Origin of the sequence: Pelagibacterium halotolerans, from assembly GCF_044811015.1 — a bacterium.
GTDB lineage: Bacteria > Pseudomonadota > Alphaproteobacteria > Rhizobiales > Devosiaceae > Pelagibacterium > Pelagibacterium halotolerans_A.
In genome coordinates, this window is the sequence record NZ_CP085243.1 from 1,763,653 (window position 1) to 1,780,317 (window position 16,665).

Here is a 16,665-nt window from a genome sequence, read left to right on the forward strand (position 1 = left end):
CTTACTCCGCCGCGGCTGCGAGCAGGACGTTCGCGTCCATGAAGATTTTCTCACCGTCGAGCCTGAGCGCAAAGGTGCGCACCGCCCCCTCGTCCGCGCCCTGGGCCTCGCCGGTTTCGAGCGAGAAGACCCAGTTGTGCAGGGGACAGGTGACCTGTGCGCCATGAACGATGCCCTGGCTCAAGGGGCCGCCCTTGTGGGGGCACTGGTCATCGATGGCAAAGACCTCGTCGGCCGCAGTACGAAACACTGCGATCTTGCCGATCGGAGTTTTGACGCAGCGGGCGCCGCGCCGAGGAATGTCGGAAAGCTTGCCGATTTCGACCCAATCACTCATTTGCCTTTACTCCGCTGCCTGGGGCATGCCGAATTCGGCCATGGCGGCGAATTCGTGGGCGTCCTTGCCATTGACCCGCTCCTCCCACGGATCGACCTGCGCAAACTTCTGTGAGTAGACGAAGCGGTCGAAGTATGAGCGGCGCTTTTCGAAATCATCAACGATCGCGGCCTTGATCGAATCCGAACCGACCCGCTTGGCCCATTTGTAGATGCGCTCGAGATAGCGTCCCTGCTCGCGGTAGAGCTGGACCAGCGCGACGATGATCTCCATCGCCTCGTCCTCGGTCTTGGCGTGGCAGAGAACCTCGGTGCCCTTGATGTCGAGGCCAGCGGCGCCAGCGAAGTGGATTTCGTAACCCGAATCCACGCACACGACACCGACATCCTTGCAGGTGGCTTCCGCGCAGTTGCGCGGACAACCCGATACGGCCATCTTGACTTTGGCCGGGGTCCAGGCGCCCCACATGAACTTTTCGATGCGGATGCCCAGCCCGGTCGAATCCTGCGTGCCGAAACGGCACCAGTCCGAACCCACGCAGGTCTTGACCGTGCGCAAACCCTTGGCGTAGGCGGCGCCCGAGACCATGCCGGCGGCGTTCAGATCCGCCCAGACACCCGGGAGATCTTCCTTTTTTACGCCGAGCAAGTCGATGCGTTGACCGCCGGTGACCTTGACCGTCGGGATGTTGAACTTGTCCGCGACATCGGCGATTGCGCGCAGTTCTTTCGGGTTGGTAATGCCGCCGAACATGCGCGGCACGACCGAATAGGTGCCGTCCTTCTGGATGTTGGCGTGGACACGCTCGTTGATGAACCGCGACTGGTTGTCGTCCTCATATTCACCCGGCCAGGTGGCGACGAGGTAGTAGTTCAGTGCCGGACGGCACTTGGCGCAGCCGCAGGAGGTCTTCCATTCGAGCTCCTGCATGACCGCCGGGATGGATTTGAGCTCCTTGGCAACGATCAGACGGCGCACTTCGTCGTGCCCCAGTTCGGTGCACGGGCACATGGGCTGAATGGCAGCGGGGTTGTACGCGTCCCCCAGCGTGGCCATCAGGAGCTTTTCGACAAGTCCGGTGCACGAGCCACACGAGGCCGAAGCCTTGGTGTGGGCCCGGACATCGTCAAGGCTGGTCAGCCCTTTTTCCATGATCGCGCCGGTGATCGTGGATTTGCATACGCCGTTACAGCCGCAGATTTCTGCATCATCCGGCAAGGCTGCAACGGCCGCCGTAGGGTCCAGTTGGGCACCCCCCTGATAGGCCTGGCCGAAGATCAGCGTGTCGCGCATTTCGGTGATGGGTTCGGCGCGCTTCAGTAGATCGAAGAACCACGCGCCATCGCCGGTTTCGCCGTAAAGCACGGCACCGATGATCCTGTCCTCCTTGAGGACCACACGTTTATAGACGCCGGCGGCGGCATCACGCAGCACGATCTCCTCACGGTCGTCCGCTTCGGCGAAGTCGCCCGCCGAGTAGAGGTTGACGCCGGTGACCTTCAGTTGCGTTGCGGTCTGGACCGGCTTGAAGGCGGCTTGGGTGCCCGTGAGCGTTTTTGCGGCGATCTTGGCCATGTCGTAAAGCGGAGCGACGAGACCGTAGACCATGCCGTTGTGCTCGACGCATTCGCCAAGCGCGAGGATGTCGGGATCCGAGGTGCGCATCTGATCGTCGACGACAATGCCGCGCTCGACGGCGATCCCAGCGTCGGTGGCGATGCGTGTCTCAGGCCGGATGCCGACAGCCATCACCACCAGATCCGCGTCGTAGACGGTGCCGTCCTCCAACAGCACCGCCTCGACGCGCTCCTCCCCGAGTATGGCTTTGGTCTGCGCCTTGCAGTGGATCCTGATGCCGCGACTTTCGAGTTCTCTTTGCAGCAGATAACCCGCAGCGGGATCGAGCTGACGCTCCATCAGGTGACCCATCAGGTGCAGCACCACCACATCCATGCCGCGATTGGAAAGCGCGGCGGCGGCTTCGAGCCCCAGGAGCCCGCCGCCGATGACAACGGCCTTGGCGCCGGGTTTTTCCGCCGCCGCAACCATGTTGTTGACGTCATCGAGATCGCGAAAAGCCATGACGCCCGGCAGGTCCTTGCCCGCGACCGGAATGATGAAGGGTGCCGAACCGGTGGCGATCACCAGCTTGTCATAGGGCGTTTCCACACCGTCGGCGAAAACCGTCTTGCTCTCCCGGTCGATCTTGGTCACTGTCTGGCCGAACCGGCAGGTGACGCTGTTTGCCGCGTACCAGTCCTGATCGTGGGTAACGATCTCCTCGTAGGTCTTTTCGCCCGCGAGCACCGGGGAGAGCATGATGCGATTGTAGTTGCCGCGCGGTTCGGCGCCGAAGAGCGTCACGTCGTAGGTGTCGGGACCGGCTTCGAAAAGGTGCTCGAGCATGCGGCCAGAGGCCATGCCGGCACCGATAACGATGAGCTTCTGTTTCATCGTCTGTCCTCCTATTCGGCCGCGACTGCGCGTTGGGCGCGCTTGGAACGGATGCGGTCGAGTGTTTCCTGGTCGGGATTTGCGCCACCCTCATAGGCTTCGAGGAAATCGAAGAGTTCCTCGCGATAGGCGTAGTAATCCTTGTGAGCGAGCAGCGCCTTGCGCGAGCGCGGGCGCGGCAGATCGACATCCATGATGTTACCGATCTTGGCGCTGGGGCCGTTCGACATCATCACCACACGGTCGGCGAGGAGGATCGCCTCATCCACGTCGTGTGTGACGCAGATGGCTGTGACCTGGGTCTTGGCCCAGACGTCCATCAGGACGTCCTGAAGCTCCCAGCGGGTGATCGAATCGAGCATGCCGAAGGGCTCGTCGAGCAGCAGCAGCTTGGGCGAGAGCGCGAAGGCACGCGCAATGCCGACACGCTGCTTCATGCCGTTGGATAGATCGCCAGCGCTGCGATCCATGGCGTCGGCCAAACCGACGCGGCTCAGATAGTATTCGATGATGTCGCGGCGCTCGGCGGTGCTGGCCTTGGGGTAGACGCGGTCCACGCCGAGAGCGACGTTTTCACGCGCCGTGAGCCAGGGCATCAAGGAGGGCGCCTGAAAGACGACCGCGCGATCTGGCCCCGCTCCCACGACTTCGGTACCGTCGAGAATAATGCCGCCGGAGGATATATCGTTGAGCCCCGCGACCATCGAGAGGACGGTGGACTTGCCGCAGCCCGAATGGCCGATGAGCGTGACGAACTCCCCCTTCTTCATCTTGAGATCGAACCCGTCGACGACCGTCAGCGGACCCTTGGGGGTGGGGTAGACCTTCTTGACCCCGGAGAATTCGAGATAGCGCTCCGACGCCGGTCCGGCGGCGGCGTCCTTATAGGCCTTGGGTGGCTGGGCCTTGCCGATGGAAATCGGCACGACATTGGGCAGCCGGACTTCGCGTTCGACCTCGATGTTGCGCTCAGCCCCTGCATCCATCAGATATTCTGTGATCTCGCGGCGCAACGCGATGAACCTGTCGTCGCCGTTGAGCTCGCCACGGTCGCGGGGACGCTCGATATCCACAGTAAAGGACGGCCCGAGCGTTGCGTCGGGACCCGGCGTCAGCGGGATCACGCGGTCGGCGAGAAGGATGGCTTCGTCCACATCGTTGGTGATCAAAACGATGGTCTTTTTCTCGGCTTGCGAGATTTCGGCAAATTCGTCCTGGAGCTTGGAACGGGTGAGCGCGTCGAGCGCCGAGAGCGGCTCGTCGAGCAGCAGAACTTCGGGCTGCATGGCCAATGCGCGGGCAACCGCCACGCGCTGGCGCATGCCGCCGGATAGCTCTGCAGGACGGCGGTCGGCGGCATGGTCGAGGCCGACCATTTCGACATAACGGTTACGCAGCGCCACGCGCTCGGCCTTGGACAGCTTGGTGTGCACAGCATCGACCGCGAGGTCGACATTGCCGGCGACAGTGAGCCAGGGCATGAGCGAATAGGACTGGAAGACGACACCCCGTTCGCGGCCCGGGCCGTCGATCTCCTTACCCTTGAAGAGCACGCCGCCGCGGTCGGGCTCGATGAGCCCGGCCATCAGCGAAATAAGTGTCGTCTTGCCCGCGCCGGAGAACCCGAGGATGGCGACGAATTCGCCATCCTCGACCTTCAAATTCAGCCCGTCGAGTACGCCGTTGCGCTTTGCGCCTTCGCCGTAGTGCTTGGCAACGTCGGTGAGTTCGAGAATGGTCGACATCTGGCTCTTCCCCTATCGATTGGACGAGAAGGTGAAGGCGGTCTGCAGGGTGAACATCACCCGGTCGAGCAGGAAGCCAATGATACCGATGGTCAGAACGGCCACCATGATGCGCGCCAGCGAGGAGGAAGAACCATTCTGGAACTCATCCCAGACGAACTTTCCGAGCCCGGGGTTCTGCGCGAGCATTTCGGCGGCGATCAGCACCATCCAGCCCACGCCCAGCGACAGACGGAGCCCGGTAAAGATCAGCGGCAGCGCCGAGGGCAGCACCAGCTTGGTGACGGTCTTGGCCGTCGAAAGGCGCAGCACCTTACTAACGTTGACCAGATCCTTATCGATCGAGGCCACGCCAAGCGCAGTATTGATCAGCGTCGGCCAGAGCGAGCACAGCGTCACGGTGACCGCCGAGATGACGAGCGACTTGGGTAGCGCTTCGGAGGCGTCCACGTAAACAGCCGACACCACCATTGTGACGATGGGCAGCCAGGCGAGCGGTGAGACCGGCTTGAAGAGCTGGACGATGGGATTCAGGGCACCGTTGAAGGGTTTGGAGAGCCCCGAGGCAATGCCGAGCGGAACGGCCACGACGGTTGCGATGAGGAAGCCCAGGCCGACGGTCTTTAGCGACGTGAATATCTGGTCGATGAAGGTCGGGCTGCCGGTATAGTCGCGCCACTTGATCCGGTCGGTTTCGCCTTCGGCTTCGAGTTCGGCGTTGCGTTCGACCTGCATCTGGTAAAAGCGGTCGGCTTTTTCGCGCTCTTCGACATGATCTTCCCAGAGCCCGCCGGCCTGTTCGAGCACCTGGAGCGGGCCAGGGATGGCGCCGAGCGAGGTCTGGACCTGCGGCGCGAGAATGGCCCAGCCGGCGACGAAGACGGTGATGCCCATCAGCGGGAACAGGAGGGTATCGCGCAGCTCGCCCATCTGCTGGCGCGGATCGTCGCCCACTGCGATCTTGAGCAGCGGGGTGAGCCAGCCAAACCCCAGCGCGCCGAGCCAAGCCGACGCGCGGTTGATGACTGCGAAGAGCTTTTCGCGGCGGCCCGCGCCTGTGTTTTCGGAAGTGTCACTCGCGATGCTCATAACCGAAACATCCTTCTGGTTGTTGGCGGGCGGCCAGGGAGGAGCCCGGTCGCCCGAAAAGTGAGGAACAGCTAGTTGGTCGAGACGATCGCGTTGCCTTCGACGACCTCGCCGGTCTTGAGCCCGATTTCGAGGCTGTCGATATAGGCGTTGGGTTCGCGGCCGTCGTAGAGAATGCCGTCGATGAATTCGTCCGTCGGTTCGCGATAACCGTCGGTATCCCAGGGGATATCGGCTTCATCGATCAAACCCTCATCGACGAGCATCCGAGCGGCTTGGAGGTAGATATCCGGGCGATAGACGGACTCGGCGACTTCGGCGTACCAGTCGTCGGGTTTATCTTCTGCGATCTGGCCCCAGCGGCGCATCTGGGTGAGGTACCAGATGGCGTCCGAATAGTATGGATAGGTCGCGTAATAGCGGTAGAAGACGTTGAAATCCGGGATTTCGCGGATGTCGCCAGCTTCGTACTCGAAGGTGCCTGTCATCGAGGCTGCGATGACTTCCGCATCCGCGCCGACATATTCGGGCTCGGAGAGGATTTCGACGGCTTCGGCGCGATTGGCGTTGTCGTTTTCATCGAGCCATTTGGCGGCACGGATCAGCGCCTTGGTAATGGCGATGGTGGTGTTGGGGTATTGTTCGGCAAACTCGGCGGTGATGCCGAACACCTTTTCCGGGTTATTCTTCCAGAGTTCGTAGTCGGTGATGACCGGGACGCCGATGCCCTTGAAGACGGCAGCCTGGTTCCAGGGCTCGCCTACGGCATAGCCGTCGATGGTGCCAGCTTCGAGCGTCGAGGGCATTTGCGGCGGCGGGGTGACCGAAAGATAAGCATCTGCATCAATCTGGCCGGTGACGTCGTCACCACCCGCATAGAATCCGGGATTGATGCCACCGGCCGCGAGCCAGTAGCGCAATTCGTAATTGTGGGTCGATACCGGGAAAACCATGCCCATATTGAAGGGGCGGCCGCTGGCCCGGTATTCCTCGATGACCGGCTGAAGCGCCGAAGCCGAGATCGGATGAACGGGGAAACCGTCCGCGTTCATCTCGAGGTTTGGTTTCATCAGCTCCCAGACTTCGTTGGAAACGGTGATGCCGTTGCCGTTCAAATCCATGGAGAAGGGAGTGATGATGTGCGCCTCGGTGCCATAGCCGATGGTGGCGGCGAGGGGTTGGCCGGCGAGCATATGCGCGCCGTCGAGCTCACCCGTGATCACGCCGTCGAGCAGCACCTTCCAATTGGCTTGGGCTTCGAGCGTGACGTAGAGTCCCTCGTCCCAGAAATAGCCCTTCTCGTAGGCGATGGCGAGCGGCGCCATGTCCGTGAGCTTAATAAAGCCGAAGGTGAGCTCGTCCTTTTCGAGGTCGAGCATTTCGGCGTTCGCGGCTCCGGCGCTCAGCGCCGAGGCAGCCAGCAGCAATGTTGCCGCAATTTTGGCCTTGCCCCTTGTCCAGTTCATTGTCGTCTCCGTCGTTTGCACCGTTTTGTCCAACGTCTGCCGGCACGCGCACCGCGAAATGCAAAAAGCCGCCAACCGACACGCGCGCCGGGACTTTTGCCCGGACACATGCACCAGTTGGCGGCTTTGCCATTTTCCGCGGCGCCCGCCCTTGGACGCCAGATCTATCATGAGCCGTCTTGGGAGGAGCTCATTCGCATACTGCTTTGCAGGAAGCGTGCCAGTTTGGAAGAATCCCGAAAAATAGTTGAGTCTCAAGGATATAAGCATACGGCTGGAAAATCGCGCCAACCGCAGGCGGAAATTTCACCGCACAAGACTCGCGCATATTGATTATATTTTGCGCACAAGTCGGCAGTGATTACAGCGGCGGCACACGTAATTATGCCGCAACGCCTGAGCTTTGCGCGGCAATATAGCCGTCGATGGCGTCGGGATCGAACTGCATCCCGTCGAAGAAGCCGTCCGGGCCAAGGATCAGCCTGCCCTCCATCGCCCCGAGTGCCGTCGGTTCGGAGAGCGCACCTTCAACCTTGGCGTTGGCGGCAGGCACGGGAATGCCCTGCCCGGCAAGCGCGGCGCGATAGATGTCGGGTCGATAGGTGGCGGTGACCTTGGCAGCATTCTCCGCACTATGGGCAACCTGCCCCCAGCGCACCATTTGCGCGTAGAACCAGAGAGCGTGAGAAATCCAGGGGAAGTTTGCTGCCCGCTCAAAGGGAATAAAGAAGTCCGAAACCTCAAAGACCGCGCCACCTCCAAGGTCGAGCCTGCCCGAAAGCGCGCCCATGAGAATGGGAGGCGCAATGCCGAGGCGGTCATCACGGGCGAGAATATCCGCCAGCTTACCGTGATTGGCCGGATCACCACACCAGCGCGCCGCGCGCGTCGTCGCACGGATCAGGGCCGCAAGCTGCTCGGGATAACGCTCGGCCCATTGCGTACGGGTACCGAGAACCTTCTCGGGGCTCGAGCGCCAGATCGAAGACTTGGTCGTGACGATGCGCCCGACACCGCGCGCGACCGCAACCGAATTGAACGGCTCTCCGACGCAATAGCCATCGATTCGACCCGCACCCAGCGCGTCGGGCAAAAATGGCGGCGGCACAATCACGATTTCGATATCGCGGACCGGATCGATACCCGAAGCCGCAAGCCAGTAGCGCAGCTCATAGTTATGACCACTTTCAGGATGTACAACGCCAAATCTTAGCGGAGGCTGGCCACTGGCGGTACGGGCTTCAATAACACGCTTGAGCGCCAAGCCCGAAGCCGCAGCTTCGACACCCTCAGACGCCCCCTGACCTTTCATCGCGCCCCAGAGGCCGTTGGAAACCGTTACGGCATTGCCGCCGAGGCCAAGCGCCATCGGCGCGGCCATGGAAACCTCAAGCGGCGCCAAACCGAGATTCACACTCAGCGGCATGGGGGCGAGCATATGGGCGACATCGAAATGGCCGATGGCGACGCGGTCGCGAATATTGGCCCAAGACGTCTCGCGCGTCAGCGTGAGGAAAAGCCCCTCAGTTTCGGCGAACCCCATTTCCTGGGCAGCGATCAGCACAGCGCTATCAAGGAGGGGCACATAGCCGACGGAGATGTGGGTCAGTCCCATGGTTTTTCCCTTCCCCTCACGACTCGAGTAGTCCGGCCGCCGTGATGAGACTCTGCGCGATTTCGACAACGCGGCGGTTCTGGTTCATCGCCGTGCGGCGCAAAAGCGTATAGGCCTCTTCTTCCGAGAGCCCGCGAGTCTTCATCAGAATGCCCTTGGCCTTCTCGATAGTCTTGCGATCCTCGAGTTCGGATTTCGCAGCCGCGAGTTCATCCCGCAGGCGCGAGAATGCGCGGAAACGGGAGATAGCCATGTCAAGGATCGGCTTGATCCGCTCCTTGCGCAGACCGTCGACGACATAGGCCGAGACGCCCGCATCCACCGCCGCCTCCATCGAGCCGATATCGGATTTGTCCACAAACATCGCGATAGGACGCTGGAGCGCCCGGGAGAGCGCGAAGAAATGTTCGAGCATGTCACGGTTGGGGTTTTCAAGATCGATGATTACGACGTCTGGTGCGATCTCGCCGATCCGGGCCGCGACCTCGTTGACCTCCGTAATCACGACAACATTGGCATGCCCGGCCTCACGCAAACCGTCCTCGATGATCGAAGCCCGGATGCGATTATCGTCCACCACCAATATGGAAAGCTCGTGAGGCATGCGCGCCTTATCGCGCAGCTTTACGCATTAGGCAATGCGGTATATTGCACAATTATTGTGCAATTGCACTCACTTCCAGGCCGCCCTCGACGGCGCCACACCATATCGCTCTTTGTATTGCGCCGCAAACCGGCCCATATGGGTGAACCCCCATTTCAGCGCAACCTCCCGGACGGAGAGCCGATTACCCGGCAACGACAACTCCGCATGCGCGGCCTCGAGGCGGATACGGCGCAGGTAGGCGGCCGGAGTTGTCTCATGAAATTGCCTGAAGCCGGTCTGCAGGGCCCGCGCACTGACGCCAACAGCCGTCGCAATGTCGGTTATCGTGAGGGGCTTATGAATATTGGCGTGCATGTAGTCGACAGCGGCCCGAATATGGCGCGGAAGAATAACGTATCGGTGCGAATGCATCCGACTGGAAAGCTTATGGGGCACGTTTTCCATGATCACATGCAGGACGCTCTCCGTAAGAAGAGCCAGCGCCTTGGGCGACCGATGCAAAGGCTTGTCACCCCCCAACCCTGAAACAAGCGTTGTCAGGAGCATGCCGAGCGTAAGACCAGCGGACTGGCTCAGATCGACCACAGGCGCCAAACCCAGAGTGCTTGCGGAAATACCCTGCGCGCACTGGCCGAGCGCCCGGGCGACCGCATCGGCGCTAAACCGTATTGCAGCCCCCGAACGCATGGCGTTGCTGAAAACATCCAAACGCTCGACATGCAGCCTCGGCATAAGCAGAGCCACTCCAGGCGCAATGTCGAACTGCCCGCTTCGCGCTGTCACTCTATACCCGCCCGCCCGCGGCATCACAACGTAGAGGTCGTCTTCCGTTCCTTCATAGATAGACCGACAGGACCAATCCGCGTCAAACTGCATCCGGAACAGCGTAAGCGCTTCGGTTACCACGAAGGACGCACGCCAGTTAAACGCATCCCACGCCCCCTTCGGCGCAGGGAGCCCCATTAACCCGTGCGGTATGAACGTCTCACGAAAGGTATCGAAGTCGCTTCCATGCAATGTAGCGAACTGATGCGCTGACCCTTCACTCAATGCAGCCACCCGTCCCGGTTGCAACGTTATTGTCAGGTGCTGCCGAGCGCGCCGTGCTTCCACAGAAACGCAAAGCAACACCAAAACCCCGCCGCATAAGAGAAGAATCAATGGGCGAGACAGACCCAACACGCAAGCAGCACCTTTCAGAAACCTGCGTTTTTCGGACTTGGGCTGCGTTTATTGGATATACCCAACAGCCGAGAACGCTTCTGGCGCCCCTATTGTCTTTGCGCCACACTCTCTGTATACATTATGTTATGAAATAAAACATTCTACTCATTATCGGAGAGGAGGCCGGGCATGAGCGATCAAACATTCCCCTTGAATGCATGGTATGCGGCGGCTTGGGACGTTGAGGTGAAACGTGCGCTGCTGCCGCGCAAGATCTGCGGGAAGCCGGTTGTTTTGTATCGCCGACAGGATGGCACTGCCGTCGCTCTCGCCGATGCATGTTGGCACCGGCTCCTTCCGCTTTCGATGGGCGAGCTTTATGGCGACAACGTCATCTGTGGTTATCATGGGCTCGAATTCGACGACACGGGCCGCTGTGTATACATGCCGTCGCAGGATACGATTAATCCCTCAGCCTGTGTCAAGGCTTACCCACTTGTCGAAAAACATCGTTTCATCTGGTTGTGGATGGGCGATCCGGCACTTGCAGATCCTGCGAAAATCCCGGATCTGCACTGGAATGACGATCCCGAATGGGCTGCGGACGGCAAGACCATCCACGTCAAATGCGACTATCGGCTGGTGATAGACAATCTGATGGACCTGACCCACGAAACATACGTGCACGGATCGTCCATCGGCAACCGAGCCGTTGCCGAGGCGCCATTTACTGCGACCCATTCGGACACCACAGCAACCATAACCCGCTGGATGATCGATATCGACGCCCCACCTTTCTGGCGCGGCCAGTTGGGCAAGCCGGGCAATGTCGACCGCTGGCAGATCATCAATTTCGAAGCGCCTGCGACCATCGCCATCGATGTGGGTGTGGCGCCGCATGGTACCGGCGCACCCGAGGGCGATCGCAGCCAAGGCGTCAACGGCTTCGTGCTCAACACAATCACGCCGGAAACCGAAAAGACCTGTCACTATTTCTGGGCGTTCGCGCGCAACTACAAGCTCGACGAGCAGAGGCGGACTCACGAATTGCGCGAAGGCGTCGCCTCGATCTTCAGGGAAGACGAGACCATCCTCGAAGCCCAGCAGATTGCCATAGACGCCAATCCCGACCACGTCATCTATAACCTCAACATCGACGCGGGATCGATGTGGGCGCGCAAGCTCATCGACAGAATGATCGCCGAGGAACAGGCGATCCAGAACGCGGCGGAATAACAATGAGCCTGTCCCATCCCCTCCGTCAGCAACCCCAGGCGCTCAAGGCGCTGATGGGAATCCGCGATCTCGTGCTCGGCGGCGCGGTAACCCCCGGCGCGCGTCTCTCCGAGGTCGCCATCGCTGAGCGGCTGGGGATTTCGCGCACGCCCATACGTGCAGCGCTCGCGCGGCTGGAACAGGAAGGCCTCGTTGAGATTCTGCCCTCCGGTGGATATGCTGTACGCCGCTTTTCCCGGGCCGAGGTCGTCGATGCCATCGAGTTGCGCGGCGTTCTCGAGGGGACGGCCGCCCGCCTCGCCGCGGAACGCGGGCCATCGCCGGACCGGCTTGCCAATCTCAGGAACGTCGTCGAAGCGCTTGAGAAAGCGGTCGCGGATTGGCCGGAAGCGCTCGATTTCGACTGTTACGTCGAGCTCAACGCAGCATTCCACGATGCGCTTGCCGCGCTCGCAGGCAGCGAGACGATCCGGCGGGAGGTCGAACGGGTCAAGAACCTGCCTTTCGCCTCACCAAGCGCATTCCTCGACAAGCAGGCCGACGTTCCCGCTTTCCGCCGGTCGCTGGTTACCGGCCAGGCCCAACACCGCGCCATCGTCGAGGCCATCGAAATGCGCGAGGGTGCCCGCGCCGAGGCACTTGCGCGTGAGCATGCGCGGTTGGCACGTGCAAATCTTGAATATGTCATGGAGGAAGACCGGAGCCTTTTAGCGCGGGTCCCCGCGCTGGCGCTGGTCAACGAATGAGGAGGCCTCATGCGCAGCAAGCTTGAATGGCGCCAGGCTCGAGTCGCGGCGGTTTGCGACGTTGCCAGCGATGTCCGGCAGATCGATTTTGCCCTCGACGGATTCGTTCCCCGGTTCGATCCCGGATCTCACGTCAATTTCCAAACGGAGATTTCCGGCGCACCGGTAACGCGGACCTATAGCTGTGTGCCGACGCCGCATCCGGGGCAGATCCGGGTAGCGGTGAAACTGCATGAAAAAAGCCGGGGCGGCTCGCGCTTTATGTGGAGCCTGAAACCTGGCGACACGATCACCATGAGCCTACCGGAAAATCGGTTCGAGTTGTCATGGCGCGCGCCCTACTACCTCTTGCTCGCCGGTGGGATCGGGATCACGCCGATCTATGGAATGGCGTTAACGCTCAAAGCGCGCGGCATACCATTCCGGTTGGTTTACGGTGCGCGCAGCAAGGCGCTGATGGCCTATGCGGACGACCTCGCGGCGCAACTGGGCGAGGCCGTCACGTTCCGTGACGGCGAAAAAGACGAGTTCATCGACATTGCCAGCGAGATCGCGGCGCTGCCGGAAAAGGGCGAACTCTATGTCTGCGGGCCAATCCCCATGCTCAACGCGGTCAAGGCTGCATGGGAAGACGCGGGTCGGCCGCCGGGCCGACTGCGCTATGAAGTTTTCGGAGATAGCGGCGCGTTCACCGAGGAAGCCTTCGAGGTGACCGTTGCCAACCGTGACGTGACCGTGGCCGTGCGACCCGACCAAAGCCTGCTCGAAGCGCTTATGGCGGCAGGGGTCGACATGATCTACGACTGCCAGCGGGGCGAATGCGGACTGTGCGCAGTTGACGTCGTGGAGCATACCGGCGAGATCGACCACCGCGACGTGTTCTTCAGCGCCGAGGAAAAAGAAGAGGGCAAACGCATGTGTGCATGCGTCTCCCGTCTTGCTTCGGGCAGCGCGACAATCGATATCGGCTATAGACCGTAGGTGGCGCAAAAAAGGGCGCCACGCAGGCGCCCTTTTTCGGGTTGATCCGAAGATATGCTTTATTGCATTTCGGCTTCAAGCGCCGCCTGGGCTGCCGCATAGAGCGCCTCACCGTCGATTCCGACGGCTTCCATGTCGGCAAACCACTGCTCGATGGTCGGCTGCGCTGCCTCGCGCCAACGGGCGGTTTCTTCTTCATCGAGAACGATAATATTGTTGCCCCGTTCCTCGGCGATCTGCAGGCCAACGATATCGCCCTGGTCCATGACACGGCCAAATTCGCGTGACGTCTCAAGGCCCGAGTTTGCGTCGATGACAGCCTTGAGGTCGTCCGGCAGACTATCGTAGCTCGCTTGATTCATGACAAAGCCGAAGGTCAGGCTATAGAGCCCCCGATCACCAGAGAACCCGGTGTGATTTCCGACGAGTTCGGAGACACGTAGGGCTGGCGTTACCTCCCAGGGAATGGTTGTACCGTTGATCACACCGCGCGAAAGCGCCTCGGTGACCTGCGGCACGGGCATGCCGACGGGTTCGGCTCCCAGGTTTGCCAGCATGTCGGAAATGATGCGTGAACCACCCCGGATTTTTAGACCCTCCAGATCCTCGAGCGACTCGATTGGCGTGTCGGAGTGGAAGAGTCCGGGCCCGTGAGCATGCAGGGCGATGACGTGTACGCCGGAAAATTCGTCCATGGCGTTGTCCTGGACGTAGTTGTAGAAGGCCGCCGAGGTTTCCTCACCATTGGTTACCATGAACGGCAGTTCGAATACCTCGGACTTGGGGAAGCGGCCCGGCGTATAACCTAGAACCGTCCAGACGACGTCCACGACGCCATCGAGTGCCTGGTCGTAGAGGCTCGGCGGCGTCCCGCCCAATTGCATCGCCGGATAAAGCTCGACATTGATCCGCCCGTCGGATTGCTCCTCGATGCGCTCGGCCCAGGGCTCGATTGCCTGGGCGGGGATGGTTGCCTGCGCGGGCAGCATCTGGTGGACGCGCAACGTCACTTCCTGGGCGAACGCCGTGGTCGATAGCAAAGCCGCTGCCAGGGCTGCTCCCACTATGGTCTTCAATAGTCTCATCTTCTCTCTCCCTTTTTGTCATGCCGCTCGCATGATCCCTCCGAAGGCCAGCTTAATAATGGATTTATCCGGCGCTTCGAACTCTCCTTGCTCATTGCAAGAGCCATACCAGCCCGAGCGTGAGGCTCGGGAAGGCAATCAGAATGCCGGTCCGCACGATATCGCTCGCCACAAAGGGCAGCACACCGCGGAACGTGTCGGACAGTTTGGTGTCGCGCGCCATCGCGCTGATGATGAATAGGTTCATCCCCACGGGCGGGGTAATCAGCCCCACCTCGACGACGATCAGGACGAGAATGCCAAACCAAATGGCGAATTCGTCCGGCGTCAGGCCGAAGTCCAGCCCCGTCATCATCGGGAAGATGATGGGTACCGTCAGCAGGATCATGGAAAGAGAGTCCATGACGCAGCCCATGATGAGGTAGAATATCAGCACGACGACAAGGACGAGCCATGGGTTGAACCCCTGCTCGGCGACCCATGCCGATGCGAATTGCGGAAGTTGCGAAAGCGCGAGAAAGCCGTTGAGCGCGGCAGCGCCCAGCACGATCAGGAAGATCATCGCAGTCGAGGAGGCGGTCGCAAGAAGGGCCTCCACAAGCTTTTCGCGCGTTAGGCTTCCCGACGTGAGCGCAATGAGCCCGGTACCCGCAGCGCCGATGGCCGCAGCCTCGGTCGGGGTGAATATCCCCGAATAAATGCCGCCGATGACGAGCAGGAAGATGAGCAGAACCGGCCAGACACGAAGGAGTTGGCGGAAGCGCTCGCGATAAGGCACCCGCTCCCGCAGGCCCGAGGAATGGGGATCGACGCGGACGTAGATGGCAGCGACGATCATATAACCGATGGCCGCGAGTATGCCGGGAACAAATGCCGCCATAAAGAGCTTGGCAATGTTCTGTTCGGTCAGGACCGCAAAAATAACAAGGATCACAGAGGGTGGAATGAGGATGCCCAGCGTGCCGCCTGCAGCGATAACGCCGGTTGCGAGCGCGCCCGAATAACCGTGCTTGCGCATTTCAGGCAGTGCGACGTGCCCCATGGTGGCAGCAGTCGCGAGCGAGGAGCCGCAGATAGCGCCAAACCCGGCGCAGGCGCCCACCGCCGCCATCGCAACGCCGCCGCGCCTGTGCCCGAGCCAGCCTGAAGCCGCCTCGAAAAGTGCCGAGGACATACCGCCAATCGTCGCGAACTGCCCCATGAGCAGGAAGAGCGGCACCACCGAAAGGGACTCGTTGGCGAAGGTGCCGTAAGTAAGGTTCTTGAACTGGGCGAGAACCGGGGTGAACGACCCCATGATGAGATATGAGCCGAAAATGCCGACGCCCATCATGGCAAGGCCGATCGGCACACGCAGAAAGATCAGCGCGAGAACGATGGGAAACGCGTAAAGGCCGAGTTCGACGTTGCTCAATGTCCCGCTCCCCCTTCATGCGCTGCCGGCCCACGCCCGGCGATAGCATCTGCGAAAGAACGGACGAACACATAAAGCGCAACGATGACGAAGACGACCGCACCGACCAGTCCGGCAGCATAGCCCCAACCCAGCGGCATACGCAGCAAGAGCGTCGTCTCACCGTAGTTGAACTTGTCAATCATGCCGAGCCCATGCCGCCAGGCTATAAAGATTGCCGCAGCGAGCATGAAAAAATCCGTTACGACCAGGATCCAGGCGTTGATACGTGGACCGAAACTGTCGGAGAGAATAGTCACGACAGCATGGCCGCGATTGAGATGCGCCCAAGGCAGAAACGCGAAAACAGCGAAACCGACGCCGGTGGCAACGAGTTCATAGTCGCCGGTAATCGGCCGCAGCCCAAGCCAGATCAGTGCGCGGCCTGTAACGCTGACGACGACGAGGGCCGCGAGCAGCAAAAGTACGAGACCACCGGCTATTGCCGTCAGTTTCGCAAGGCCGCTGACGGCGCGTCCAACGATTGTTCGGTCCATCTGCACGATGGTTCCCCTCCCGATTAAAACCCCTGCGCGTTAGCTCCCAGGAACAGAGCCATAATGCTGAGCGCGCCCGGTAACGTAAAATGAAACGTCCGGCCACAATGATAACTTGAGAGTTATTCTTTTAATATTCGCGCTTTCTTCCCTTTCGGCATAATTCCGATCCCCTTCCCGAGACGGCGAT

The 16,665-nt window shown here is 60.8% G+C and carries 14 protein-coding genes; 3 read left to right on the plus strand and 11 right to left on the minus strand.

Going from position 1 to position 16,665, the window contains the following annotated elements:
• Window position 1 precedes the first annotated feature (1 nt).
• The 8 genes from nirD to LG281_RS08760 form a co-directional block, all read right to left on the minus strand.
• On the minus strand, window positions 2-337 hold the full coding sequence (gene nirD / locus LG281_RS08725; protein ID WP_404406366.1) for a nitrite reductase small subunit NirD: 336 nt from the start codon (window positions 335-337) through the stop codon (window positions 2-4).
• Window positions 338-343: 6 nt separating this feature from the next.
• On the minus strand, window positions 344-2,791 hold the full coding sequence (gene nirB / locus LG281_RS08730) for a nitrite reductase large subunit NirB (RefSeq protein WP_404406368.1): 2,448 nt from the start codon (window positions 2,789-2,791) through the stop codon (window positions 344-346).
• Between the two features lie 11 nt (window positions 2,792-2,802).
• A complete protein-coding gene (locus LG281_RS08735; RefSeq protein ID WP_404406370.1) occupies window positions 2,803-4,536 on the minus strand; it encodes an ABC transporter ATP-binding protein in 1,734 nt (577 codons plus the stop codon).
• A gap of 12 nt (window positions 4,537-4,548) precedes the next feature.
• On the minus strand, window positions 4,549-5,625 hold the full coding sequence (locus LG281_RS08740; RefSeq protein WP_404406372.1) for an ABC transporter permease: 1,077 nt from the start codon (window positions 5,623-5,625) through the stop codon (window positions 4,549-4,551).
• 71 nt (window positions 5,626-5,696) lie between these two features.
• Window positions 5,697-7,091, minus strand: coding sequence for a CmpA/NrtA family ABC transporter substrate-binding protein (locus LG281_RS08745; RefSeq protein WP_404406374.1), 1,395 nt, complete (start codon window positions 7,089-7,091; stop codon window positions 5,697-5,699).
• 382 nt (window positions 7,092-7,473) lie between these two features.
• Entirely contained in the window at window positions 7,474-8,706 is a 1,233-nt protein-coding gene (locus LG281_RS08750; RefSeq protein ID WP_404406376.1) for a CmpA/NrtA family ABC transporter substrate-binding protein, read from the minus strand.
• Window positions 8,707-8,722: 16 nt separating this feature from the next.
• A complete protein-coding gene (locus LG281_RS08755; RefSeq protein WP_404406378.1) occupies window positions 8,723-9,310 on the minus strand; it encodes an ANTAR domain-containing response regulator in 588 nt (195 codons plus the stop codon).
• Window positions 9,311-9,379: 69 nt separating this feature from the next.
• The gene (locus LG281_RS08760) at window positions 9,380-10,474 is read right to left on the minus strand and encodes a helix-turn-helix transcriptional regulator (RefSeq protein WP_404406380.1); all 1,095 of its coding nucleotides are present in this window, start codon (window positions 10,472-10,474) and stop codon (window positions 9,380-9,382) included.
• Window positions 10,475-10,666: 192 nt separating this feature from the next.
• Here LG281_RS08760 and LG281_RS08765 point away from each other — a divergent pair, with 192 nt between their 5' ends.
• Genes LG281_RS08765 through LG281_RS08775 form a run of 3 tightly spaced genes read left to right on the plus strand, consistent with a single transcriptional unit; the run spans window position 10,667 to window position 13,440 of the window.
• A complete protein-coding gene (locus LG281_RS08765) occupies window positions 10,667-11,713 on the plus strand; it encodes a Rieske 2Fe-2S domain-containing protein (RefSeq protein ID WP_404406382.1) in 1,047 nt (348 codons plus the stop codon).
• A 2-nt stretch (window positions 11,714-11,715) separates the two neighbouring features.
• The gene (locus LG281_RS08770) at window positions 11,716-12,459 is read left to right on the plus strand and encodes a GntR family transcriptional regulator (RefSeq protein WP_404406384.1); all 744 of its coding nucleotides are present in this window, start codon (window positions 11,716-11,718) and stop codon (window positions 12,457-12,459) included.
• A gap of 9 nt (window positions 12,460-12,468) precedes the next feature.
• Window positions 12,469-13,440, plus strand: a complete 972-nt coding sequence (locus LG281_RS08775; protein WP_404406386.1) for a PDR/VanB family oxidoreductase — start codon at window positions 12,469-12,471, stop codon at window positions 13,438-13,440.
• Between the two features lie 59 nt (window positions 13,441-13,499).
• On the opposite strand, the gene LG281_RS08780 is transcribed toward LG281_RS08775, so the two are convergent.
• The 3 genes from LG281_RS08780 to LG281_RS08790 all read right to left on the minus strand — a co-directional run bounded on the left by LG281_RS08780 (window position 13,500) and on the right by LG281_RS08790 (window position 16,475).
• Window positions 13,500-14,525, minus strand: coding sequence for a TRAP transporter substrate-binding protein (locus LG281_RS08780; RefSeq protein WP_404406388.1), 1,026 nt, complete (start codon window positions 14,523-14,525; stop codon window positions 13,500-13,502).
• Window positions 14,526-14,616: 91 nt separating this feature from the next.
• The gene (locus LG281_RS08785; protein WP_404406390.1) at window positions 14,617-15,939 is read right to left on the minus strand and encodes a TRAP transporter large permease; all 1,323 of its coding nucleotides are present in this window, start codon (window positions 15,937-15,939) and stop codon (window positions 14,617-14,619) included.
• Window positions 15,936-16,475 (minus strand): TRAP transporter small permease, encoded by a 540-nt coding sequence (locus LG281_RS08790; protein WP_404406392.1) that lies wholly within the window; start codon window positions 16,473-16,475, stop codon window positions 15,936-15,938. The genes LG281_RS08785 and LG281_RS08790 overlap by 4 nt, the downstream gene beginning before the upstream one ends.
• Window positions 16,476-16,665: the final 190 nt, after the last annotated feature.

Coding starts and splice junctions, on each gene's coding strand:
- nirD (WP_404406366.1), bottom strand. CDS start 337: ATGAGTGATTGGGTCGAAATCGGCAAGCTTTCCGACATTCCTCGGCGC.
- nirB (WP_404406368.1), bottom strand. CDS start 2,791: ATGAAACAGAAGCTCATCGTTATCGGTGCCGGCATGGCCTCTGGCCGC.
- LG281_RS08735 (WP_404406370.1), bottom strand. CDS start 4,536: ATGTCGACCATTCTCGAACTCACCGACGTTGCCAAGCACTACGGCGAA.
- LG281_RS08740 (WP_404406372.1), bottom strand. CDS start 5,625: ATGAGCATCGCGAGTGACACTTCCGAAAACACAGGCGCGGGCCGCCGC.
- LG281_RS08745 (WP_404406374.1), bottom strand. CDS start 7,091: ATGAACTGGACAAGGGGCAAGGCCAAAATTGCGGCAACATTGCTGCTG.
- LG281_RS08750 (WP_404406376.1), bottom strand. CDS start 8,706: ATGGGACTGACCCACATCTCCGTCGGCTATGTGCCCCTCCTTGATAGC.
- LG281_RS08755 (WP_404406378.1), bottom strand. CDS start 9,310: ATGCCTCACGAGCTTTCCATATTGGTGGTGGACGATAATCGCATCCGG.
- LG281_RS08765 (WP_404406382.1), top strand. CDS start 10,667: ATGAGCGATCAAACATTCCCCTTGAATGCATGGTATGCGGCGGCTTGG.
- LG281_RS08770 (WP_404406384.1), top strand. CDS start 11,716: ATGAGCCTGTCCCATCCCCTCCGTCAGCAACCCCAGGCGCTCAAGGCG.
- LG281_RS08775 (WP_404406386.1), top strand. CDS start 12,469: ATGCGCAGCAAGCTTGAATGGCGCCAGGCTCGAGTCGCGGCGGTTTGC.
- LG281_RS08780 (WP_404406388.1), bottom strand. CDS start 14,525: ATGAGACTATTGAAGACCATAGTGGGAGCAGCCCTGGCAGCGGCTTTG.
- LG281_RS08790 (WP_404406392.1), bottom strand. CDS start 16,475: ATGGACCGAACAATCGTTGGACGCGCCGTCAGCGGCCTTGCGAAACTG.